This is a genomic window from Kribbella sp. NPDC049227 (assembly GCF_043197265.1).
In the GTDB taxonomy this organism is placed as follows: domain Bacteria; phylum Actinomycetota; class Actinomycetes; order Propionibacteriales; family Kribbellaceae; genus Kribbella.
This window is the reverse complement of sequence record NZ_JBICST010000006.1, coordinates 186704-209252: the sequence shown is the minus strand read 5'-3', so window position 1 is coordinate 209252 and position 22549 is coordinate 186704. Positions and strand designations below refer to the sequence as shown.

Here is a 22549-nt window from a genome sequence, read left to right as displayed (position 1 = left end):
GGGCGGTGACAGGAGTCGCCGGGTGGTCAGGTTTTCGGCCGGCGCTTGGCGCGTTCGACGGCGTACACGGCGGCCTCGATCCGTCGATCCATGCCGAGCTTGCGGAGCAGCCCGGACACGTAGTTCTTCACGGTCTTCTCGGCCAGGAGCATGCTCTGCGCGATCTGCCGGTTGGTCTTGCCTTCCGCGATCTCGTCGAGGATGCGCCGCTCCTGCTCGGTCAGCGACTGGTACCGCGGGTCGTCCTGCTCGTGCTCCGGGTTCCGCAGCCGTTCCAGCACGGCCTTGGTCATCGCGGGATCGAGCAGCGACTCCCCCGCGGCCAGGCGTCGTACCGCTCCGACCAGGTCCGTGCCACTCACCTGTTTGAGCAGGTAGCCGGCCGCACCGGCCATGATCGCGGTGAACAGGGCCTCGTCGTCGGAGAACGACGTCAGCATCAGGCAGGCCGGTGGTTCCGCCATCGACGAACGGATCTCGCGGCACACGGTGATCCCGTCGCCGTCGGCGAGCCGCACGTCCAGTACGGCGACGTCCGGCTGCAGCGCCGGGATCCGCGCGGTCGCCTGGGCCGCCGTCGCCGCCTCCCCGACCACCTCGACATCCGGCTCGTTCTCCAGCAACTGGCGCAGACCCAGCCGGACCACCTCGTGGTCGTCGAGCAGGAACACCTTGATCGCCATCGCACCTCGCTCCCCCCAGGCCCGACCGTCTCGCTCAGAGTAGACCCGCACCACCCTGGGAGGCCGTGATGCAAACCGTACGGCGGTTCGGCCGGGCCGGACTCGATCTCCTCGAGGACCGCGAGTGCCTGCGCCTGCTCGGGACGGTGCCGGTCGGCCGGGTCGTCTTCACGCGCGGCGGTCTGCCGGCGGTGCGGGTGGTGCGCTTCCGGGTCGATGAGGACTCCATCGTCTTCGCCGCGGACGACTCGGAGGAAGGCATCCGGGCCGCGTTGCGAGGCGACGTGGTGGCCTTCGAAGCGGACGACCTGGATGCCGGCCACACCGAGGGATGGACCGTGACAGCGGTCGGCCACCTGTCCGTCGTACCTCCGGAGGAGGCACTCGTCCTGGCGCCGTCCGAGCCCGGCCGGCAGCTCATCCGGCTCGACGTGGAATCGCTGAGCGGTCACCGGCTCCTCGTCTGAGCGGTGTCCCGCCCTTACCGTGGTGGCCGTGGGTCGGAAACCGAGTAGTGCCTGGGACGACGGTGCACTGGACCGGATCCTCGCTGCGGCGTGCGCGCTGGCCGGGGCCGGCCACGGCGTCCTGAGCGTGTTCGGCCCGGACGGGACCGGGATCGTCCACCGCAGCGTCCACGGGGACGCCGGGCCGGCATCGCGGACTGTCGACGTACCCATCCACGGCCGCGACGGAGTCGTGGGCAACCTGTCCTTGAGCGGCGGGACCGCGTTCGGCCCGGACGTCGAGCGGGTCGTGACGACGAGCGCCCTCGCTGCCGGCGTGGTGATCGACAACGCCTGGTGGCACGCCGACACCGAGCGGCGCCGGCGCTGGTACGAGGTGACGGCCGAGATCACCCAACTGATGCTCGGCGCCTTCGAGCCGCAGGAGGCGCTCCAGCTCATCGCCCGCCGGGCCCGCGAGGTCTCCGGCTCCCGGCTCGGCGTGGTGATGCTGTCCGGCGATGACGAACTGATCATCGAGGCGGTCGACGGTCCGGACGAATTCCATCAGTACGTCGGCCGGCCGGTCGTCCTCCCGATCCTCTACGACGTGATGCGCGGCGATCGCCAGGTGCAGATCGACGACATCGCCGAATTCGCGAAGAAGAGCGGGCGGATCGACGAGATCCCCGAGGTCCGATCACTGGGACGGACCGTCGTGGCACCGCTGCCGGCCGGAACGCATGTGACCGGTGGACTGGTGCTCGTGGCCGCCGAGCGGGGCGCCGTACTCGAGGTGAGCGAAGGGATCGACCTGGTCCGGATGTTCGCCAGTCAGGCCACCATCGCCCTCGACCGGGCGCAGGCTCAGCGCGACCAGTCGATGATCGCGGTCCTGTCGGACCGTGACCGGATCGCCCGGGACCTGCACGATCTGGTCATCCAACGCTTGTTTGCCACCGGCCTGCAGTTGCAGGGCATGCAGTCGATGGTGCTGCCCGAGGGACAGGAACGGATCACGCGAGCGGTCGAGGACATCGATGCGACCATCCGGGACCTGCGGGCCGCGATCTTCGAGCTTCATCACCAGCCGCGCCGGCGGTCGCTGCGGGCCGACGTTCAAACGCTTGTCGCGGAGTACGCCGGTCCGCTCGGCTTCCGGCCGGTGCTGACGTGTTCCGGACCACTCGACCTCGCCGTACCGGCGGCCGCCCGCCCACAGATCCTGGCCGCCATCCGCGAGTCGTTGTCGAACGTCGTCCGGCATGCGCAGGCGTCGGCCGTGTCGGTCGAGGTGACGGTGGCCGAGGGCGAGGTCGTGACGCGGGTCAGCGACGACGGTGTCGGGTTCACGCCCGGGAAGCAGCAGAGCGGACTGCGCAATCTGCGCGAACGAGCCGAGGCCCTGGGTGGTGCCGTACGGCTCGAGAGGAGACAGCCGCACGGCACCATCCTCGAACTCCGCGCCCCTCTTGGCTGAGTTCGATCGGGCGGGGCCGTGCGGCCGATGAGGTCAGGCCGCACGACACCCGGTGCTGGGGACACGCTCCTCCACGCAGCCCCAGCGATTCGGGAATCGACCCCTGACGACTCCCCCGAAATCCAGTCGTCCCATCGAGCGATTCCCTTTTCGCCCCCCGGGAGAGAAGCCGTCCCCACCTATCGGCTCCTACCCCGGCGGATCAGGAGCCTCCCTCTCTGACTCCTGCTCCGGTCTGGTGCGAATGGAGGGAGGCCGGGACTCGCGATGCAGTGCCCGCGGTGGCTGTTCTGGATCGGCCGGGCACCACATTCGCCGGCCTCCCTCGCCCCTCTATTCCAGCCCTCGGCCACTGTGCGGATCAGGGCCAAAGGTCCCAAATCCCCCGCCACACGGCCCGCAGGATCCCGGCGTACGACGATCTCCGGGCCCGCGTGGGACGCTGAGACATGCGGATCGTGATCGCGCTCGGGGGGAATGCGTTGCTGCGGCGCGGCGAACGGCCCGATGCGGACATCCAGATCGCCCGGCTGGCCGCCACAGCTCCGTCGCTGGCTGCGATCGCGGCCGAACACGACGTGCTCATTGTCCATGGCAACGGCCCGCAGGTCGGCCTGCTGGCGTTGGAGAGTACGGCGGACACCGGACTGTCGAGGCCGTACCCACTCAGCGATCTCGTCGCCGAGACACAGGGCGTGATCGGGTACTGGATCCAGCAAGCGCTGAGCAACGCCGGCCTCACCCGCCCAGCCGTCACGCTCGTCACCCAGACCGTCGTCGACGTGGACGATTCGGCCTTCGGCACCCCGACCAAGTACGTCGGCAGCGGCTACGACGAGGACGACGCGCGCAAGCTTGCCCTGGCCAACGGATGGTCGGTCCGGCCGGACGGCGCGCAGTGGCGCCGCGTGGTCCCGTCGCCGGTGCCGCGACGAGTGGTGGAACTCGACGCCGCCGAACTCCTGCTGCGCAGCGGTGTCACCGTGATCCTCGGAGGCGGTGGTGGCGTACCGGTGGTCGAGGACGGCGGCCGTCTTCGCGGAGTCGAGGCTGTCGTCGACAAGGACCTCACCGCGGCCCTCATCGCGACCGAGTTGCGCGCGGACCTGTTCGTGATGCTCACCGACGTGGACGCCGTGTACCTCGACTACGGCACACCGGCTCAACGACCGTTGCGCGACGTCAGCACCGCGGACCTCGCGGCCTTCACGTTCTCCGCGGGATCGATGGGCCCCAAGGTCGCGGCCGCCCGGCGCTTCGCGGAGGGGACGAAGGGCCGGGCGGCCATCGGGTCACTCGACGACGCCGCCGCCGTGATCGCGGGCACCGCCGGGACCCAGGTCGCGCTCTGACCGGATCAGGCCGCGCGACCGGCCTTCAGTGCCGCCGCCGTCTCGACGGCGCGGCGCGCCTGGTACCGCGCCGCCTCGAGGTGGACGTCGTCGACCGGTCCGTCCCCGGTCACGTGCGACGTGCCGTAGGGGTTGCCGGTCTTGTACTGGATCTCGTCGGTGTAGCCGGGCGGCACGATGATCCCGCCCCAGTGGTAGAAGACGTTCGACAGCGAGAGGATCGTCGACTCCTGTCCACCGTGCTTGGTACCGCTCGCGGTGAACGCGGAGTACACCTTGTCGGCCAGCTGATTGGCGGCCCACAGTGGACCGGTGCTGTCGATGAACGCCTTGAGCTGCGCGGACGGCGTACCGAAGCGGGTCGGCGTGCCGAACAGCACCACGTCGGCCCAGGCGATGTCGTCCAGCACGGCCTCGGGTACGTCGGCGGTGGCGTCCAGGTGCTCACGCCACTCCGGTCTGGAGTTGACCGCCTCGGGCGGCGCGCTCTCTCTGACCTTGCGGAACCGGATCACGGCGCCGGCCTTCTCCGCGCCTTCGAACGCGGCCTGGGCGAGCGTGTGCACGGTGCCGGTGGCGCTGTAGTAGATGATCGCGGCCTTCACGGGTTCCATCAGAAACGGGGTCCTTCCAGTGATTCAGGGTCGAGGGTGATTTCAGGGTTCGAGGTCCAGCAGGGCTTTGCCGGTCGGGAAGTCGACCGGCACCGACACCTGGTCGTGCACGATCAGCCAGGCGCCGTCGAGCTTGCGGAAACAGGCCGTCCAGCGAACCCAGTAGTCGGTCGGAGCGCCGCTGCGCAACGTGCCGCTGATGTGGTTCAGGCTGTACACGACGGCCAGATCGCCGCTGACCAGCACGGTCAGGTCCCGCACCTCGTAGCTGGGTGGCTCCTGGTACGCCGCGAAGACGTTCACCCAGTTCTGCCACTTCTTCTCGGCGCCCAGGTGCCGCAGCGGAGGTTCGATGTCGAACGAGACGAGATTCGGAGCGAACATCGTCCTGAGTCCGTCGAGGTCACCTGCCTGGACCGACGCGACCAACGTGTCGATCCGTTGCCGGATGTCTACTTCGTCTACCGCGTTCTGTGTGGTCATGATCGGTACGACGAGACAGCCCGGCGAACTGTGAGCTCACACTTCGGTGACCTGCCTCGTCGGACACTCTGAAGGCAGCAGACGTCGAAGGGAGCATCATGACCGGGTCGGATCCGAGCCTCAGCGCGATCATGAGCGAGCGGCGGCAGCTGATCAACCTCGCCTACCGGCTGCTGGGCTCACTGGCCGACGCCGAGGACGTCGTCCAGGACACCTATGCCCGGTGGTACGCGATGTCCCGCGAGGAGCAGGAGGCGATCGACAACCCGGCGGCCTGGCTGACCAAGGTCGCCAGCCGCATCTGCCTCGACCTGCTCCGATCGGCCCGCGCCCGGCGCGAGCGGTACGTCGGGGAGTGGGTCCCGGAGCCCGTGCCCGACCAGGCCGAGTGGCTCGGCGACCAGCCGGGCGGCGACCCGGCCGATCGGGTCACACTGGACGAGTCCGTGAACATGGCGTTCCTGGTCGTGCTGGACGCGATGACCCCGGCCGAGCGGGTCGCGTTCATCCTCCACGACGTCTTCCGCTATCCGTTCCCCGAGGTGGCCGAGATCGTCGGGCGCACGCCGGCGGCCTGCCGGCAGCTGGCCTCATCGGCACGCAGGCGGATCAGTACGGCGCAGAGCCCGACGGCACCCACCCAGCAACAGGCCGAGATCGTCCGCGACTTCAAGGCAGCCTGGGCGGCCAAGGACATCCAGACGCTGATCACGCTGCTCGACCCCGACGTGGTCGCGATCGGCGATGGCGGCGGCGTGGTCACGGCCGCTCCGCACCCCGTTCACGGCGGCACGCAGGTCGCGCAGTACTTCGCCGATCTGGTCGACCGTGGGTACGGGCTCGTCGTGCTGGAGCGCACCGTCAACGGTCAGCCGGGGCTGGTGGTCCAGCGCGAGGGCGTCACCGAGACCGTCATCGCGTTCGACATCGCCGACGACCGCATCAAGCACATCTGGGCGGTCCGCAACCCGGAAAAGCTCCGCCCCTGGACGACCTGAACGACGGCGGCTGGCTACCGAGGCACAGGTACGACGGTGTAGCCGCGGGCCCGGATCGCGGCGAAGCTCTGCGCCCGGACCTCGGCCGAGCCGAAGCTCGCCACCACCCGCTTGGTCTCCAGGTCGAACTCCGGCGGCGGGACCCCGAACTCGCCGACCGCCGTGGTGATGGTCCGGACGCAGTGCTGACACGTCATGTCCGGCACCTCGAACACCTCGCCGTGGCCGTCCACGCTGCCAGTCTCCTCCGACTCCTCGACGTCGACCGTCACGACCTTCAGCAGCCGTGTGAACGCGTCGACGAAGGAGTTGGCGACCTGGGTCACCAGACTGACCCGCCGACCGTCGACGGCATGTGGGGCGTGCGCGAGGCATCGCGGTTGCTCACCGGATCCGAGTGTCACGTACTGCGCCGCGCTCGGATCGCTGTCGTCGGAGGCGCGGGCTGCCTCGATGCGCGTTTCCTTCATCTCCCGCAGCGCCGCGACCGTGTCGGCCGAGTAGGTCATGCGGCCACCGAAGCAGACCAACTGCACCGGGATCAGACCGCGCCGATACGTTGACGCCTGGAGACCCCAGTGCCAGGTCCCGGCCACGGTGCTGAAGACCCCGCTGTCCCGCAGCGCCTCCGCGAACCCGGCCGGCTCGTCGTACGGCGTCGTACCCGCAAGATAGGCGTGCTGGGTGAGGACCCGCGCGGCGGCGTCGACTCCGGTCCGCAGGATCTCGGCCGGCACCTTGTCCGTGGTGACGGCAGCCAGCAGGTCCGCCTGCGCAGAGTCGACAGCTTCGGCACGCTCCGCCAGCCGAGTGTCCGCCCGCAACCTCGCCCACAACGCCAGCGTTGCTTCCCGGGCAACGATCGGGACTGCCGGACCGAGTGATCCACAGTGGGCGACGTTCGTCACGCTCTCGCTGTCGACCCAGGTCACCCGGTGTGAGGCACTCGTGACCAGCTTCGGTGGGCACGGCCACAACCTGCTCCGGACGAACTCGGCCTGGTCGGTGCTGGAGGCAACCGACTCCAGCGTGTAGGTGAGCCGCAACGGTGCCGTCGTGATGGGCACCGGTTCGTCGAAGACGTCGTACGCGAGTTCGGTCAGCAACCGCGCGACGCCGCTGCGTCCGGCAAGGGCAGGTTCATCGATCACCACAGAGCTCCTCGCCTCGACGGCACGGGCTCTTCCGATGCTAGGAACCAGTCACCCTCCGGCGTCGTCGCCAACGGCGTGTCGCCGCACGATCCACGACCGTCTGCGACGCCAGGATTACCCAGCAAGCGTCCGATTCCCTTGAAAACAAGGGAATCAGAGGCACAGGGCGACAGTCGCAGCGCAGGCAGTGATAGTTGCCTACTTTCCTTGGTTCCTGGTCGGGTCGTAGGCATGATGGGCCGGGGGTGGCTTCGCTACTCGTCATGGGGGAACTACATGTCTGTCCGTCACACCGTCAATGCCGCGGTCAACAAGGCTCTTCGGCCCGCAGGCTTCCAACTCGTCCGCGGCCACAGCGCCGATCCGGCGATCAGTGCGTTCCTGCCGGCCAAGCGCATCGTCAAACAGGCCGACCGGGCCGGCCAGTCGGTCGGCGACTTCCTCGACAGCTACAGCGCCGAGCCCGGCGCCACAGCGGAGACGGTCGAGGCCATGCTCGAGCTCAGTGGTCTCACGACCGCGGAGCGCGTCTGCGAGATCGGGCCCGGCTCGGGCCGCTACTCGACCAGGATCCTGGCGGCCCTCCGGCCGACCTCGTACGAGGTGTACGAGACCGCACCGGACTGGATCGCCTACCTTCGCCGCGAACTGCCTGATCTCGTCTTCCGCCCGGCGGACGGCAAAACCCTGGGGTCGACGCCTTCGGCCTCGGTCGACCTCGTGCACACGCACAAACTGCTCAGCTACATCCCGTTCGCGACCGCACTCGGCTACGTCGACGAGATGGCCCGGGTGGTCCGCTCCGGCGGCACGGTCGCGTTCGACATGGTCACCGACGACTGTCTGGACGATTCGACCACCAAGGTCTGGCTGACCGAGCCGGACCGGATGACCATCTACTCGGTCGCCCCGCGAGCCTGGCTCGCCGGCTTCCTGGCCCAGCGCGACCTCACGCTGATCGGCAGCCGCTTCGTCCCACTCAGCGGCGGCCGCACCGAACTCCTGGTCTTCCGCCGCACCTGACCGATCCGCGGGTGTCGGATTCCGGCCGGTGCCGATCGTCTCCTGAGTGAAACCCACTCACAACCAGGGAGACGACCATGCAACCGACCGTGAACATCCTGGACATCGCGGTGTCCGATCTGGGCGCGGCCATCGAGTTCTACAAGCGGCTCGGGCTCGACTTCGTCCGGGACCAGTACATGCCCGACGACCACGCCGGCTGCGACCTGCCCAACGGCGTACACCTGATGCTCGACACCGACGAGATGCGCGCCAAGATCACCGCGCGCTGGACACCGCCGAGCCAGGGGCGGATGTTCCTCGCGTTCGGGTTCGAGACGGCGGCCGAGGTCGATGCGGCGTACGCCGAGTTGACCGCCGACGGAGTCACCGGGCTGCAGGAGCCGTACGACGCACCGTGGGGCATGCGGTACGCCACGGTCACCGACCCGTCCGGGAACGGCATCGACCTGTACGCCGACCTCCCGGCGAGCTGACCCGCGACCGGCCAGACTGATCCCAGGAGGTGGTGCAGTGAAGTACGTGCTCATGTTCGTCGACACCCCGGAGTTCACCAAGGAGGTCGAGGCGATGAGCCCGGCCGAACTGGAGGCGGCGTACGGGCGGGTGAACCAGTGGTTCATCGACAACGCGGACCGGATCAGTGCCCGGACCGGCAAGCTGCAGGGTGCGGCGACGGCGACCACGGTCCGGCTGGACGGGCCGGAGCCGGTGACGACCGACGGGCCGTTCATCGAGGGCAAGGAGGTGATCTCGGGTGTGATCGAGATCGACGTCGCGGACCTGGACGAGGCGCTGCGGATGGTGAAGACCTGGCCGGCCTGCCCGGTGATCGAGATCCGCCCCGTGGAGTCATGACCGACCTCGCGTCCGCTGATGAGCTGGCCCGGGTGGTGCGTGAGCACGCGGGCCGGCTCGCGGCGTCGCTGATGTCGCTGCTGGGCGATTTCTCCGCCGCCGAGGATCTCGTCCAGGATGCCGTCGAGAGCGCGTTGCGGCGGTGGCCCGAGGAGGGCATCCCGGACCGGCCCGACGGGTGGCTGTTCACCGTTGCCCGGCGGCGCGGTCTCGACGTACTGCGGCGGCAGGAGAACTACCGGACCAAGCTGGCGCAGCTGCAGTGGCCGGTGCGGCCTGAGCCGGATGACCGGCTGCGGCTCATCTTCACGTGCTGTCACCCTGCACTGGCCAGGGAGGCTCAGATCGCGCTCACTCTCCGGGTCGTGTGCGGTCTGACGACGGCGCAGATCGCCGCGGCGTTCGTCGTACCGGAAACCACCGTGGCGCAGCGGATCACCCGGGCGAAGCGGAAGATCGCGGATGCCGGGATCCCGTACCGCATTCCCCGCGACGACGAGCTCGGCGAACGGCTGAGCGAAGTACTGACCGTCATCTATCTGCTCTTCAACGAGGGGTATCTGTCCAGCACCGCCGAGCAGGCGCATTCGCGTGACCTCGTCGACGACGCGGAGTGGCTGACCGCGCTACTGGCCGGTCTCCTGCCGAACGAGCCCGAGGTGACTGGCCTGCTCGTGCTGATCCGGCTCCACCGCGCTCGGGTCGCCGCTCGTTTCACGGCTGACGGTCAGATCGTCCTACTGCAAGACCAGGATCGGTCGCGGTGGGACCATGCCGCGATCGCCGACGCGACCGCCCTGCTGATGCGGACCGCGCGCCGGCACCACTCCCCCGGGCCGTATCAACTCCAGGCGGCCATCGCCGCCTGCCACTGTGAGGCGGCCACGTGGACCGAGACGGACTGGGAGCAGATCCTCGTTCTCTACAACATGCTGCTTCGCCTGCAGCCGAACGCCGTCACCCGTCTGCATCGCTCAGTCGCCCTGCGGTACGTCGAGGGCGTGGAGCCGGCGTTGGCGGAGCTCGACGAACTGGAGGGCGCACTCGGCAAGTACGCCCTGTTCCACGCCACCCGCGCGGAACTGCTTCGCGCGGCGGGACGCCCGTCCGAGGCTCATGACGCCGACCAGCAGGCGGTGGTGTTCACCGCCAACCCGGCGCAGCTGAACCTCCTGCACGACCGTCTGAGCTCCTGACAGTGTGTCGTCAGTCGGCGTCGCTCCGGCGCACGATGGTCGGGTCGCGCCGCCCCCGGCCGACGTCGATGCCCTTGGTCTGCATCCGCAGCCCGATCGACATCGCCCGTACGCCGGTTGCGCCGAAGAAGCCGAGTTTGTACGACTCCCCCGGCGCCCCGGCTTCCCAGTACGGGACGTTCAGTTCGCCGTACTTGATGTAGTAGACCTCCGGCTCCGCGCCGGCCGCGATCCGCGCCGCGTCCTGCGCGCAGGCCGGCACCTTCCGCGTGCCACGCCCCGGCGGCGTCCACAGGACGTCTCCGGTCGACGGTCCGTGCCGCGGATCGAAGAAACACGGGACCCTCCGCTCAGGGACCGGCTGCCCGGCGAGCCTGGCCTGCACACACGCCAGCGCGTACCGCCCGTCGGTCAAGGTATCGACGATCGCGCTGATCCCTTCCGGAGCAGCGATCCGCGGCGCCGCGGTCTTGGCCTTCTCGTACGCGTCGAGCGCGGTCTGGTAGTCGTGGTGCGTCGCGACGTCCAGCTTGGTCCCGTCGAGCGTCGTCCCGAACCGTGTCAACTGCTCCCCGAAGTGGGTAACGTCGTCCTCGGCGAGTTGCCGTACCCGCTCCACCTCGAGTGCCCGCCCGGCCCGCGCCACCCGCCGCGCGCGAAAGTACGCCAGCGCACCGGCTAGCCCGCCGCTGGCGATCAAGGCGACTATCCACTCCATCTACCGATGATAGGACCCAAGCCCTGACAGCCGCCGCGTTCAACTGGTGGACGGCGCGGAACTTCCGGGGGTCATCGGCAGTTGAGTGAATGGGCGTTTACCGGTGGTCAGACGAGGAGAGTCATGGCAAGGCGTGTCGAGCAGAAGGCTCGGGCTCGGGACAGGATCGCAGCGCAACAGGCTGCACAGGCGAGGGCCGAGCGGCGCCGGCGGTTGCTGCTCGCGTCCGGTGCGGTGGCGGTTGTGGTCATCGTGGTCGCCGGCCTGGTGATCATCCGGCTGGCCGGCGGTGGGAAGGACAACACCGCGACCGGGCCGTCCGGTGCCGCCGATTCGCAGGTCGTCAGCGCGCTGACGTCCATCCCGGACTCGACGTTCACCGAGGTCGGCACCGACGCCGTGCAGGGCGGTCCGTCGGCGATCACGGCCCCGGCGCTGACCGCGGGCGGGAAGCCGAAGGTGCTCTACATCGGCGCCGAGTACTGCCCGTTCTGCGCCGCCGAGCGCTGGCCCGTCACGGTCGCGCTCTCGCGGTTCGGGAGCTTCAGCAACCTCGGTACGACGCACTCGTCGGCCAGTGACGTCTTCCCGAACACCCCGACCCTGTCGTTCCACGGAGCGAAGTACACGAGTCAGTACCTGACCTTCACCGGCGTCGAGACGACCACGAACCAGCAGGTCAACGGGCAGTACGCCCCGCTGGACACGCCGACGGCCGAGGACCAGAAGACGTTCGACACCTACAACGCACCGCCGTACGTGAAGGAGGGCGGCTCGATCCCGTTCGTCGACCTCGGCGGGAAGTTCGTCGCCTCGGGCGCGTCGTACAGTCCGGAGATCCTGGCCGGCAAGACGCAGGCCGAGGTCGCGACCGCGCTGAAGGATCCGTCCAGCCCGATCGCGAAGGCGATCGTCGGCTCCTCCAACCTGTACACCGCCGCGCTCTGCCAGGTCACCGGCAACCAGCCCTCGAACGTGTGCTCGAGCGCCGCCGTCACCGCGGCCGCCGGCAAGCTCGGGAAGAGCTGAGACGTGAGCAAGACCGCGGGGACAGAGCAACGATCCGAGCAGGTCGCACCGCTGGGATGGTTGCCCTGGACCACCTTGGGACTGTCGATCGCAGGCGTCGCGGTCGCGGCGTACCTGACCTATGAGCACTTCACCGCCGGGTCGACTCTCGCCTGCCCGGACACCGGCGTGGTCAACTGCCTGAAGGTCACGTCGAGCGAGTACTCGGCCGTCTTCGGCATCCCGGTCGCCCTCCTGGGACTCGGCTTCTTCGTCGCGATGACTGTCCTGTGCCTACCGCAGATGTGGCGCGCCGCCTCGCCGTGGCCCGGCCGGGTGCGCCTCGCCGCGGTCGTGGTCGGGGTGCTGTTCGTCTTCTACCTCGTCTGGGCCGAGCTCTTCCAGATCGACGCGATCTGCCTGTGGTGCACCGTCGTCCACGCGTTGACCCTCGTGCTGTTCGGGCTGGTCGTCGTACGGGAGGCGCTGGCGCCCACCAGCACCTGAGTCGCGCTGTCTACGTTCGCCCGCGGCCGGGTACCGGCCGGTCATGCGATGGTTTCGGCTGCGGGCACTGTTGACGGTCAATCTGGTGCTGTTCCTCGTGTTCCTGATCGGTCTCGTTCTCACCGGTCACGCGCAGGACAACGCTGAGCTCACCGACCACGGGCAGCCGACCCAGACCCTCGCCCAGTACGTCGGTTCGTCGTCGTTCGGCGAGGCGGTTTTCGAGAACTGGGAGTCCGAATTCCTGCAGATGGGCATGTACGTCCTGCTGACCGCCTACCTGGTGCAGAAGGGCTCCGCTGAGTCCCGCCCGATCGGCGAGCCCACGCCGCAGGACGAGGACCCACGGGATCACCGCACCGATCGTGAGGCACCTTGGCCGGTACGGCACGGTTCGCCGGTGGTGCTGAAGCTCTACGAGAACTCCTTGGCGATCGCCTTCGGGCTGGTGTTCCTGCTGTCGTTCTGGCTGCACGCGGTCACCGGTGCGGCGTCGTACAGTCAGGAACAGGAGCAGCACGGCGGTACGGCGGTGACGACGTGGCAGTATCTGGGGACGTCACAGTTCTGGTACGAGTCGTTCCAGAACTGGCAGAGCGAGTTCCTCGCCGTGGCGGCGATCGTCGGTGGGTCCATCTACCTGCGCCAGCGCCGCTCGGCCCAGTCGAAGCCGGTCCACGCACCGCACTCGGCCACGGGAGGCTGACGTGAACGACTTCACCGGTGCCGAGCAGTGGGTTCCGCACGACGGCGGGATGCGGAAGGTCACGGCGACGCTCCCGGACTGCCGCGGCTGCGACCTGTACGAGGACGCCGAACAGGTCGTGCCGGGCGAAGGACGGGTCCGCGCCCGGATGATGCTGATCGGGGAACAACCCGGCGACGTGGAGGACAAGGAGGGGCACGTCTTCGTCGGGCCTGCGGGCCGGCTGCTGGACAAGGCCTTGGTGGAGGCGGGGATCGACCGGTCCGAGGTGTTCCTGACCAACGCGGTCAAGCACTTCCGGTTCGAACGCCAGGGCAAACGCCGGATCCACAAGACCCCGTCGGCCGGTCAGATCGTTGCCTGCCGCCCCTGGTTGGACCGCGAACTGGAGATCGTGAAACCGGAACTCGTCGTGATCCTCGGCGCCGTCGCCGCCCGCGCCCTGCTCGGCTCCGGCTTCAAAGTCACCGAACGCCGAGGCTCGCCCGTACAACTTCCCGACGGCCGAGCCGCAGTGGCGACGGTCCATCCGTCAGCCGTCGTACGGTCCCAGGAATTCCGCCGCGACTTCGCCCAGTTCGTCGACGACCTCCGCGCCGCCCAGGAGCTACTGCGATGAACCCAACAGACATCAGCCATCGGATGGTGCGCGGCGGTGGCGATGGACGCGGCCGTGCCTGGTGCGGTCGCTACCTGCCGACGGCCTTTGCGAGTTGGGCCTTGGACATCTTGGAGCGGCCCTTGATGTTCTTGTGCTTGGCCTCGTTGTAGAGCTGCTCCTTGGTCCGGCCCTTCGAGCCGCTGTGCGAGCGGAGTCCGCCGCGGCGGCCCGACGAGATGTCGTGGGTCGACGTACGGCTCTTCTCCTTGGACTCGCCGGAGCGGGCGCGTTCCTTGTTCACGGTGCGCGCGGCGATCTCCTCCGCGGTGTCCTCGCTGCGGCCGCGCTGCTTCAGCCCGGCCTTGATGTGTTCGTACTGCCGTTCGCGCTTGGCGTTCGATCCTGCGGGCATGATGCGCTCCTTTCGACCCTCCGGCCGGTACCCGAAGTTGCCCCTGACAATCACGACTGCCTGACAGTCAGGACTTCGTCCCCGGCAGGAATTCCTGCACCTTCGACTTCACGCCTTCCTTGATCACGTCGACCCGGTCGGAGTCACCACGGACGATCGACTCCAGCGCCTTCTCCAGCTGATCCCAGGTCGCATGCGGCGGGATCGGCGGTACGGCGGGATCTGTCACGAACTCGACGACACAGGGCCGGTCCGCGGCCAGCGCCTCGTCCCACGCCGGCGCGACCTCCTCTGGCTTGGCCGCCAGTACGCCGGCCAGGCCGAGGCTGCGCGCGTACGCGGCGTACGGGAAGTCCGGGAGTTCCTGCGACGGCAGGAACTGCGGGGAACCGCCCATGGCCCGGAGCTCCCAGGTGACCTGGTTGAGGTCGTTGTTGTGGAGCACGGCGACGATCAGCCGGGGATCGTCCCAGTCCTGCCAGTACTTGGCGATCGTGATCAGCTCGTTGATGCCGTTCATCTGCATCGCGCCGTCGCCGACGAGGGCGATACACGGCCGGCCGAGCTCGCCGAACTTCGCGCCGATGACATAAGGCACGCCAGGTCCCATGGTCGCGAGGGTGCCGGACAGCGATCCGCGCATGTCGCCGCGGAACCGCAGATGCCGCGCGTACCAGTTCGCGGCCGACCCCGAGTCGGCCGCCACGATCGCGTCATCTGGCAGCCGGGGCGACAGTTCGTGGAAGACCAGCTCGGGATTCACCGGGTCCGCAGAGGTGTGCGCCCGGCGCTCCATCACCTGCCACCAGCGCTCGACCTTGCTCTCGATGTCCTCGCGCCAGGACCGGTCGTCCTTGCGGTCGAGCAGTGGGATCAGCCGGCGCAGCGTCTCGGCCGCATCGCCGACCAGATTCACCTCGAAGGGATAGCGCAGCCCGACCATCGTCGGATCGACGTCGATCTGCACCGCGCGCGCCGCGCCGTACTCCGGCAGGAACTGGCTGTACGGGAAGTTCGAACCCACCATCAGCAACGTGTCGCAGCCGGTCATCAACTCGTACGACGGCCGCGTGCCGAGCAGCCCGATCGACCCGGTCACCCACGGCAGTTCGTCGGACAGCACGTCCTTGCCGAGCAACGCCTTCGCCACCCCGGCACCCAGCAGGTCGGCGACCGTGCCGACCTCCTGCCGAGCACCTCGCGCGCCCTGACCGACGAGCATCGCGACCTTCTCCCCCGCGTTGAGGACGTCCGCGGCCCGGCGCAGATCGTCCTCGCCCGGCACCGGCGCGGACCAGGTCAGGTCGAGGCTCGACGGCACCATCTTGAAGGCGTGCGACGGCGGCTCGTACTCCAGTTCCTGGACGTCGGCCGGCACCACGAGAGCCGTGACGGTACGACGCGACGCCGCGATCCGGATCGCGCGATCCAGAACGTTCGGTAGCTGCTCGGGGACCATCACCTGCTGGCAGTACTCGTTGGCGACGTCCTTGAACAGCGACATCAGGTCGACTTCCTGCTGATAGTTGCCGCCCATCGCCGACCGCGCGGTCTGGCCCACGATCGCCACGACCGGGACGTGGTCGAGCTTCGCGTCGTACAGACCGTTGAGCAGGTGGATCGCACCCGGTCCGCTGGTCGCCGTACACACGCCCACGCGACCGGTGAACTTCGCGTACCCGACCGCCTCGAACGCCGACATCTCCTCGTGCCGCGCCTGGACGAACCGGGGCTCGTCACCGGCTCGTTCCCAGGCCGACAACAGCCCGTTGATGCCGTCACCGGCGTACCCGAAGACATGGTCGACTCCCCAGTCGCGGAGTCTCTGCAGGATCAGATCAGCAACCGTGGTCTTCATCCCCGCCCTGTGCCCGCTGACCCCACGCCTATTCGAGTCGTTTCAGCCCGTGCATGGATGAGGCGGGAGCGGGCACCCGGCGGGTAACTCAAACGATCGGAGTACGACGTGAAGATCGGCTACTTCCTGTCCAGTGAGGAGTACACGCCGGCCCAGTTGATCGAGCAGGCGCGGCTGGCCGAAGACGCCGGGTTCGACGGGCTGTGGATCAGTGACCACTTCCATCCGTGGAACGACGAACAGGGTCAGAGCGCGTTCGTCTGGTCCACCATCGGTGCGGTCTCCCAGGTGTGCGAACTCCCCGTGACCACCGCGGTGACGTGTCCGACGGTGCGGATCCACCCCGCGATCATCGCGCAGGCGGCCGCGACCAGCGCCGTACTGCTGAACGGGCGGTTCCAGCTCGGCATCGGCACCGGCGAGGCGCTGAACGAGCACGTGCTCGGGTCGGTCTGGCCGACGGTCGACGTACGGCTGGAGATGCTCGAAGAGGCGGTGGAGATCATGCGCCGGTTGTGGACGGAGGAGGGGTTCGTCACTCACCACGGCAAGCACTACACCGTCGACACCGCCCGGATCTACACCAGGCCGGACACGCCACTGCCGATCTACATGTCCGGATTCGGGCCCGAGGCAACGGATGTCGCGGCGCGGATCGCGGACGGCTACATCACCACCTCGCCGGACTCGGAGCTGCTCCAGCGGTTCCGCGACAACGGCGGCGGGGACAAGCCGGCGCAGGCTGGGTTCAAGGTCAGCTACGCGCCGACCGAGGAAGAAGGTATCGAGCAGGCGCACCGGATCTGGGGCAACTCAGGTCTGCCCGGCGAGCTGTCCCAGGTGCTGCCGTCACCGCGCCACTTCGAGCAGGCGAGCCAACTCGTCACCAAGGAGTCGACGGCGCAGTCCGTCACCTGCGGATCCAAGGCGGACGCACATGTCGAGGCGTTCATGCCGTACGTCGACGCCGGCTTCGACGAGATCTACGTCGCCAACATGGGCCCGCACTCCGTCGACATGATGAACCTCTACCGCACCGAAGTACTCCCCGAACTCCACCGCCGCACCTGAAGAGGAGCACCACCGTGAGCACCACTCCCCCAAGGCGACTGACGGCCACGCGGACATCGACCGGACGTGTACGGACCGACGGGTAGTGCACCCGCGAGACGCCGTACACGGGACGCACCCCGCGCTCAACTGCACTACCCGTCGACCCGGCACCACCCGTCCGTCTGCACGCCACGCCACAGCGTCCGGCTTCAGCCGTTGCGGTCGCGGTCTGTGATTGGGGTCGCGTGGGCTTCGGGGTAGCCGGCGGCGGCCAGGCGGTCGAGGGTCTTCTCGAGTACGGCGGTGTCCTCGAGGGTGCGGACCTCGGTGATCTTGCCCCACCGCAACCGCAGGAACTGGTGTACGACGTTCTCGTAGTGCGTGCCGTCGACGACACCGACGTGGACTGTGACCGCGGTCGCGACTCGCGTGTTCCACGGCCACCCTGCGACCAGGACGTCTTGTACGTCGAACCTGGTGTCCGGGAGCAACCGGAAACACCGCTCCCACCAGCGCCGCAGCGCATCGTGCGTGTGCCGTTCACCGCCCAACGCGTGATCCCCGTAGAACCGGTAGGTGAAGGCCGGCGCCATCCCCGCCACCATGGCCTCCCAGTTGCCGGCACTGATCTCCGCGAACGCCTTCCGCACCTGCGCTGCCACGATCCGGTGGTACATGCCCCGCTCCCCTCTCGTCGGCCGTCGCCTCCACCGTAGAGATGGTGAGTTCAATACCGCAACTGACTAGAGTGGTGACATGCGGAACACCAGCTTCGCCTCGATGCACTGCTCGCTCGCCCAGTCCCTCGAAGTCATCGGCGACTGGTGGACCCCCTTGGTACTGCGCGATCTCTACCTCGGCCTGAACCGCTTCGACGAGTTCGTCACCGACCTCGGCATCTCGCGCAATCTGCTCACCGACCGGCTCACCACGCTGATGAACGGCGGCCTCGTCGTCCGTACGCCGTACCAAGACAACCCGGTCCGCTACACCTACGCCCTCACCGAAGCCGGCCGCGAACTCATCCCGATCCTGATGGCTCTCACCGCCTGGGGCGACCGCTGGGCCACTCCACCGGCCGGGCAACCGCTCCACTTCACTCACACCACCTGCGGGCACCGCACGACCCCAACAGTCACCTGCTCGGAATGCGGCGACCCCCTCACCGCCGCCGACGTCTCCCCGTCCCCCGGCCCCGGCGGCCGAACCGCACCCGGCACCGCCCTCATCGCCACAGCCCTCACCGATCCCGGGCGTTAGTCAGGCGTCGCGCCGCCGCTCGCCCGCCACTCGAGCGCTTCCGGCAGATCGTGGTACTCGAGAAGGTGCTGCCCCGCGATCCGGGCCAGCTCGTCACGGACCTCGGCAGGAGTCGCATAGAAGTACTCCCGCCGCAGGTTGACCTTGTTGACGCGCTTCTCCGCGAACGCCGCATGGAGTCCACCCTCGAGGCCGAGCGCGTCCTCGCTGAAGATGATCGCGTGGACGTCGAACCTGAACGGAACCGACGCGTCGCCCAACTCGCGCACCCGGTCCAGCGGATCGAGTCGCCGCGTCATGCCGATCTTGATCATGTTCTGACCGAACGATCCGACGTTCGAGATGATGTAGACATAGCCGGCCCGGATGTTCGCCTCGCGCTCCTCGACGCCGGCGATCGACGACTCGATCTCGGCGATCTGTGCCTGGAGTTGGTCGATCGCGGCCGTATCACCTGTCGCCTGCACCCGAGCCAGGGCGGTCTCGTAGTGCGACCGCTCCTTCAGCAGCCTCGACTTCTCCCGCTCGAACTCGCGCCGCGCTGCTTCCTCCTCGCGCTGCTGCTCCCGCTGCGCGCGAATGCGTTCCTTCTCCTCCTCGACCTTCGAGAGGTAGTCGGCAGTCAACAGGACCTCGTCGACGCGCAGCGCGTGGTAGTCCTCGCTGATTCTGATGTTCATGCTCTGACCCAGCCGCGCGATGGACTCGCGCGCCTTGGACAGACGCTCGACACTCGACGCCCGGCGATGTGGCCGGACTGTCCGGACACAGTTGTCCGCCTCGGCGTTGTACGCGCGCAGCATCAGCTTGGAGATCTCGCGAACCATCTTGGCGCCCTCACGCGCCGAGTTGTTGACCTGCCAGGTCGTCGAAGCCGTGACGGCACCGTCGCCCCGCGCGAGCGCCTTGTACTGGTCCTTCAGCTCGGCCAGCCGCGCTTTGTAGGCAACTGCGTCCGCCAACGGATGCGAGTACTCGTAGATGCCCACCTCCTGCAGCATCGCGACCTCGTTGGTCTCGATGACCTCTTGCCGTACGGCGGTCAGCTCGGCCTGAGCGTTGGACACATCCTGCCGGGCACTGCCCAGCGCAGACTGCACCTGACCGAGCTCGTCGCGCAGGCGGTCCGTCTCGGCAGCGATGGTCAGCGCATCCATCCCGCCGAGCTGCTCCACCAGGTGGTGCAGACGCTCGACCTCGTTCTCCAGGCGCTTCTTCCCACCGAACAACCCGCGTCCCTCACGGCGGCCCGGAATGTCGAGTCCGACCGCCTCAGCCGGAGCAGTCTGCTGTTCCGCGTGCTCGGTCCGCGCCGCATGCCTCGCGCGTACCGCGACCGGACTCCGCAGCGGAGGTTCCGGTACGGCGCTCGCATGCGATCCGACGGGCACGTTCTCGACCCACAACTGCCACCCAGGCGGGGCCGGCGGCCAACTCGGGTCGGGTTCCCAACCCGGCTCAGGGACGAAGCCGGCCGGCGGGCTCGGCCAGTTCGGCGGCGGGTTGAATCGATACGACATGCAGCACGCTCCCCCACGTCAGACACGTCACGACCAGACGGCCGCCCCGCGGGCCCCCACACCAGCCTCGCCCTCCCCGGCAAAGGCCACCCACGCAAGCCCATATCGCCGTACGACACGAATCCGTTACATCTCGCCACCTCGAGTAGCGCTCGTCAGACGGCCCGGATCGGAACTTTACCGAGGGTGAACAGCCGTGGTCGCGGACGCAGGCTACTATTGGGCACAGCACCGAACATCGGCAATGCCGACCGCCCCCGGCGACGGCTGCGTCTTGGCCCGGAGGTCACAGTCATCGACTAGAGGTCGCCAATCGCACGCGGTGGCCGGTCCCGGTGGAGTCCGGGACAGCGATCGCTCGCGGAAGCGGTGGTTCTGCGCCGTTTCCCGGTGGCCCTACCGGACTCTCGGCGCGACGTGTCGCGGCGGCGGGATGGCCGTGCGGTGCTGCGTTCAGCCATGGCTCTCGTGCCGTGGCAGTACTGAGGAGGAGTCTTTGGCCCCACGAGGCCAGCGCCAGTCAAGCGCTGCCCGTTCCGCTCCCCGTCGCCGGCGTCCTGCCCGCGATGGCGACGGTCTGATCCCCGTCCTCGCGCGGGCCGTGCGGGAGGTCGAGAGCGCGGTCGAGCGCTCCGACGTACGCCCGTCGGTGCGCACCAAGTTCCAGGTCGTCGCGCTGCTGGTGCGCGAGGAGCGCGCCCGCGTGAACGCGGACCAGAACGCGACCGACACCTACCGCGCCGAGCAACTCCGGCGGCTGGACGGCGTCGCGACGATCCTCGCCAAGGCGGCCGCCCGCGAGACCTCGCTCCTCGGGCTGCTGGCCGAGGACGCCGTCGTGTCCGAGGCGGGTGCGCGGCTCAAGCGCGACATGCTGAAGTCCGCCGGCGTCGAGGCGCCGCACGAGGAGCCCGCGCCCACCGAGCCGGTGACTCCACCAGATGCCGCGCGCCGCGTCGTACCGCAGGCTGTGGTCCAGCGTCAGCTCGCCAACCCGTTCCTCGCACCCGACTTCTCGGCTGCCCCGTCCCGTCCGCCGCGCCCGCGCCGACTGGCCGGCTGGGAACTCATCGGGCCTCTGCTCAAGTCGTTCGAGTACGCCGGCGCCGCGGCCAGCATGACCTTGCCCGAGCCGACCTCTCTGAACGCGGCCGGCGGCCTGGAGCTCATGCCACACCAGGCGCGCCTGATCGCGGCCGCCTCGGCCGGCCACCGCACGTTCCTGCTCGCCGACGAGCCGGGCCTCGGCAAGACCGCTCAGGCCCTGCTCGCCGCTCGCGCCGCCAACGCTTATCCCCTGCTGGCCGTCGTACCGAACGTCGTGAAGACGAACTGGGCTCGCGAGGCCGGCCTCTGGACGCCGCAGAAGACAGCCACGGTGATCCACGGCGACGGCGACACGATCGACGGGTTCGCGGACATCGTCGTCGTCAACTACGAGGTACTCGACCGTCACGTCGGCTGGCTCGGCGACCTCGGCTTCCGCGGCATGGTGGTCGACGAGGCACACTTCATCAAGAACAAGAAGTCGCAGCGATCGCGCAACGTCCTGCAGCTGTCCGAACGCATCCGGACCCGTACGCCGCGTCCGTTGCTGATGGCACTCACCGGAACGCCGCTGATCAACTCGATCGAGGACTTCACCGCGATCTGGCAGTACCTCGGCTGGATCGACGACAAGGGTCCGCGGGCCGAGCTGATGGAGTCGCTCGAGGAGACCGAGCTGACGCCGGCCGACCCCGGCTTCTACGCCGCCGCCCGTGCGTCGGTGATCGACCTCGGCATCGTCCGCCGCCGCAAGGTCGACGTGGCCGCCGACATCCCGGCCCGCCGGATCGCCGATCTGCCCGTCGAGCTCGACGGCGCCCTCGGCCGCTCGATCCGCGACGCCGAGCGCGAGCTCGCCAACCGCCTCGTGCAGCGGTACCAGACCGCACTCGAGACGCGGACCTCCGGCACCACCGTGGACGGCATCGACCACGAGCTCGTCCGCCGGGTGGCCGGCTGGGAGCGCACCGAGATGGCGAACGCGAAGACCGGCGAGAACGTCTTCACCCTGGTCCGCCGGATCGGTACCGCTAAGGCCGGACTGGCCGCCGACTACGCCGCGCAGCTCGCGCAGAACGTCGGCAAGGTCGTCTTCTTCGCTCGCCACATCGAGGTGATGGACGCCGCCGAGGAGCTCTTCACCGAGCGCGGCATCCGCTTCTCCTCGATCCGGGGCGACCAGACCGCGAGGAACCGGCAGAAGAACATCGACGCGTTCGTCAACGACCCGGAGGTCTCCGTCGCGGTCTGCTCGCTGCTGGCCGCCGGTGTGGGCCTGAACCTGCAGGTCGCGTCGAACGTCGTCCTCGCGGAGCTGTCCTGGACGAACGCCGAGCAGACGCAGGCGATCGACCGGGTCCACCGGATCGGCCAGGACATGCCGGTGACCGCGTGGCGGATCATCGCCGCCCAGACCATCGACACCAGGATCGCCGACCTCATCGACAGCAAGTCCAGCCTCGCCGCCCGGGCCCTCGACGGCTCCGACGAAGAAGTCTCGTCCTCCGCGGACTTCCAGCTCGAAGCCCTGGCAGCTCTCCTGACGGACGCCCTGGAGAACTCGCTCTAGGG

General features: G+C 68.7%; 24 protein-coding genes. 15 read left to right on the top strand and 9 right to left on the bottom strand.

Features of this window, described 5'->3' with window-relative positions; genetic code table 11:
• Nucleotides 1-26: 26 nt before the first annotated feature.
• Entirely contained in the window at nt 27-683 is a 657-nt protein-coding gene (locus ACGFH6_RS27030; protein WP_393389276.1) for a response regulator, read from the bottom strand.
• Between the two features lie 68 nt (nt 684-751).
• Here ACGFH6_RS27030 and ACGFH6_RS27025 point away from each other — a divergent pair, with 68 nt between their 5' ends.
• The 3 genes from ACGFH6_RS27025 to ACGFH6_RS27015 all read left to right on the top strand — a co-directional run bounded on the left by ACGFH6_RS27025 (nt 752) and on the right by ACGFH6_RS27015 (nt 3961).
• Entirely contained in the window at nt 752-1150 is a 399-nt protein-coding gene (locus ACGFH6_RS27025) for a pyridoxamine 5'-phosphate oxidase family protein (protein WP_393389274.1), read from the top strand.
• A gap of 28 nt (nt 1151-1178) precedes the next feature.
• Entirely contained in the window at nt 1179-2609 is a 1431-nt protein-coding gene (locus ACGFH6_RS27020) for a GAF domain-containing sensor histidine kinase (RefSeq protein WP_393389272.1), read from the top strand.
• A 449-nt stretch (nt 2610-3058) separates the two neighbouring features.
• Nucleotides 3059-3961 carry a carbamate kinase gene (locus tag ACGFH6_RS27015; protein WP_393389271.1) on the top strand — a complete coding sequence of 301 codons (903 nt, stop codon included), beginning with the start codon at nt 3059-3061 and terminating at the stop codon, nt 3959-3961.
• Between the two features lie 5 nt (nt 3962-3966).
• Here ACGFH6_RS27015 and wrbA read toward each other — a convergent pair whose 3' ends face one another.
• Entirely contained in the window at nt 3967-4575 is a 609-nt protein-coding gene (wrbA, locus tag ACGFH6_RS27010) for an NAD(P)H:quinone oxidoreductase (RefSeq protein ID WP_393389268.1), read from the bottom strand.
• Nucleotides 4576-4617: 42 nt separating this feature from the next.
• Nucleotides 4618-5058, bottom strand: a complete 441-nt coding sequence (locus ACGFH6_RS27005; RefSeq protein WP_393389266.1) for a YybH family protein — start codon at nt 5056-5058, stop codon at nt 4618-4620.
• A gap of 98 nt (nt 5059-5156) precedes the next feature.
• Between ACGFH6_RS27005 and sigJ the strand changes: the two genes are divergently transcribed.
• Entirely contained in the window at nt 5157-6056 is a 900-nt protein-coding gene (gene sigJ, locus ACGFH6_RS27000; protein WP_393389265.1) for an RNA polymerase sigma factor SigJ, read from the top strand.
• Between the two features lie 14 nt (nt 6057-6070).
• On the opposite strand, the gene ACGFH6_RS26995 is transcribed toward sigJ, so the two are convergent.
• Nucleotides 6071-7207 carry a heavy-metal-associated domain-containing protein gene (locus ACGFH6_RS26995; RefSeq protein ID WP_393389263.1) on the bottom strand — a complete coding sequence of 379 codons (1137 nt, stop codon included), beginning with the start codon at nt 7205-7207 and terminating at the stop codon, nt 6071-6073.
• A gap of 279 nt (nt 7208-7486) precedes the next feature.
• Here ACGFH6_RS26995 and ACGFH6_RS26990 point away from each other — a divergent pair, with 279 nt between their 5' ends.
• From ACGFH6_RS26990 to ACGFH6_RS26975, 4 genes are all read left to right on the top strand, one after another.
• Nucleotides 7487-8233, top strand: coding sequence for a class I SAM-dependent methyltransferase (locus ACGFH6_RS26990; protein WP_393389260.1), 747 nt, complete (start codon nt 7487-7489; stop codon nt 8231-8233).
• Nucleotides 8234-8310: 77 nt separating this feature from the next.
• Nucleotides 8311-8709 (top strand): VOC family protein, encoded by a 399-nt coding sequence (locus tag ACGFH6_RS26985; RefSeq protein WP_393389257.1) that lies wholly within the window; start codon nt 8311-8313, stop codon nt 8707-8709.
• 37 nt (nt 8710-8746) lie between these two features.
• Nucleotides 8747-9091, top strand: a complete 345-nt coding sequence (locus tag ACGFH6_RS26980; protein WP_393389255.1) for a YciI family protein — start codon at nt 8747-8749, stop codon at nt 9089-9091.
• Entirely contained in the window at nt 9088-10287 is a 1200-nt protein-coding gene (locus ACGFH6_RS26975; protein WP_393389252.1) for an RNA polymerase sigma factor, read from the top strand. Before ACGFH6_RS26980 ends, ACGFH6_RS26975 begins: the two co-directional genes overlap by 4 nt.
• Nucleotides 10288-10297: 10 nt before the next feature.
• On the opposite strand, the gene ACGFH6_RS26970 is transcribed toward ACGFH6_RS26975, so the two are convergent.
• Nucleotides 10298-11005: a hypothetical protein gene (locus tag ACGFH6_RS26970; protein ID WP_393389250.1), complete on the bottom strand. Its 708-nt coding sequence runs from the start codon at nt 11003-11005 to the stop codon at nt 10298-10300.
• Nucleotides 11006-11128: 123 nt separating this feature from the next.
• Here ACGFH6_RS26970 and ACGFH6_RS26965 point away from each other — a divergent pair, with 123 nt between their 5' ends.
• From ACGFH6_RS26965 to ACGFH6_RS26950, 4 genes are read left to right on the top strand one after another with little or no spacing between them, the layout of a single operon-like run.
• The gene (locus ACGFH6_RS26965; RefSeq protein WP_393389247.1) at nt 11129-12034 is read left to right on the top strand and encodes a DUF929 family protein; all 906 of its coding nucleotides are present in this window, start codon (nt 11129-11131) and stop codon (nt 12032-12034) included.
• Nucleotides 12035-12037: 3 nt separating this feature from the next.
• Nucleotides 12038-12520 carry a vitamin K epoxide reductase family protein gene (locus ACGFH6_RS26960; RefSeq protein WP_393389244.1) on the top strand — a complete coding sequence of 161 codons (483 nt, stop codon included), beginning with the start codon at nt 12038-12040 and terminating at the stop codon, nt 12518-12520.
• A 43-nt stretch (nt 12521-12563) separates the two neighbouring features.
• Nucleotides 12564-13226, top strand: a complete 663-nt coding sequence (locus tag ACGFH6_RS26955; RefSeq protein WP_393389241.1) for a DUF6766 family protein — start codon at nt 12564-12566, stop codon at nt 13224-13226.
• 1 nt (nt 13227) lies between these two features.
• Nucleotides 13228-13845 (top strand): UdgX family uracil-DNA binding protein, encoded by a 618-nt coding sequence (locus ACGFH6_RS26950; RefSeq protein ID WP_393389238.1) that lies wholly within the window; start codon nt 13228-13230, stop codon nt 13843-13845.
• Nucleotides 13846-13915: 70 nt separating this feature from the next.
• Here ACGFH6_RS26950 and ACGFH6_RS26945 read toward each other — a convergent pair whose 3' ends face one another.
• Both ACGFH6_RS26945 and ACGFH6_RS26940 read right to left on the bottom strand, forming a co-directional pair.
• The gene (locus ACGFH6_RS26945) at nt 13916-14239 is read right to left on the bottom strand and encodes a plasmid stabilization protein (protein WP_393389234.1); all 324 of its coding nucleotides are present in this window, start codon (nt 14237-14239) and stop codon (nt 13916-13918) included.
• Nucleotides 14240-14306: 67 nt separating this feature from the next.
• Nucleotides 14307-16097 (bottom strand): thiamine pyrophosphate-requiring protein, encoded by a 1791-nt coding sequence (locus tag ACGFH6_RS26940; protein ID WP_393389231.1) that lies wholly within the window; start codon nt 16095-16097, stop codon nt 14307-14309.
• 108 nt (nt 16098-16205) lie between these two features.
• On the opposite strand from ACGFH6_RS26940, the gene ACGFH6_RS26935 reads away from it, so the two are divergent.
• Nucleotides 16206-17168 carry a TIGR03557 family F420-dependent LLM class oxidoreductase gene (locus ACGFH6_RS26935; RefSeq protein ID WP_393389228.1) on the top strand — a complete coding sequence of 321 codons (963 nt, stop codon included), beginning with the start codon at nt 16206-16208 and terminating at the stop codon, nt 17166-17168.
• A 191-nt stretch (nt 17169-17359) separates the two neighbouring features.
• Here the strand turns inward: ACGFH6_RS26935 and ACGFH6_RS26930 are convergent, their stop codons facing one another.
• Nucleotides 17360-17827: a nuclear transport factor 2 family protein gene (locus tag ACGFH6_RS26930; protein WP_393389225.1), complete on the bottom strand. Its 468-nt coding sequence runs from the start codon at nt 17825-17827 to the stop codon at nt 17360-17362.
• A gap of 79 nt (nt 17828-17906) precedes the next feature.
• Here ACGFH6_RS26930 and ACGFH6_RS26925 point away from each other — a divergent pair, with 79 nt between their 5' ends.
• On the top strand, nt 17907-18410 hold the full coding sequence (locus ACGFH6_RS26925; protein WP_393389223.1) for a winged helix-turn-helix transcriptional regulator: 504 nt from the start codon (nt 17907-17909) through the stop codon (nt 18408-18410).
• Here ACGFH6_RS26925 and ACGFH6_RS26920 read toward each other — a convergent pair.
• On the bottom strand, nt 18407-19930 hold the full coding sequence (locus ACGFH6_RS26920; RefSeq protein ID WP_393389220.1) for a DUF4041 domain-containing protein: 1524 nt from the start codon (nt 19928-19930) through the stop codon (nt 18407-18409). The genes ACGFH6_RS26925 and ACGFH6_RS26920 overlap by 4 nt on opposite strands.
• A gap of 601 nt (nt 19931-20531) precedes the next feature.
• Here ACGFH6_RS26920 and ACGFH6_RS26915 point away from each other — a divergent pair.
• Nucleotides 20532-22547 carry a DEAD/DEAH box helicase gene (locus tag ACGFH6_RS26915; protein ID WP_393389217.1) on the top strand — a complete coding sequence of 672 codons (2016 nt, stop codon included), beginning with the start codon at nt 20532-20534 and terminating at the stop codon, nt 22545-22547.
• The last annotated feature ends 2 nt before the right edge of the window (nt 22548-22549 follow it).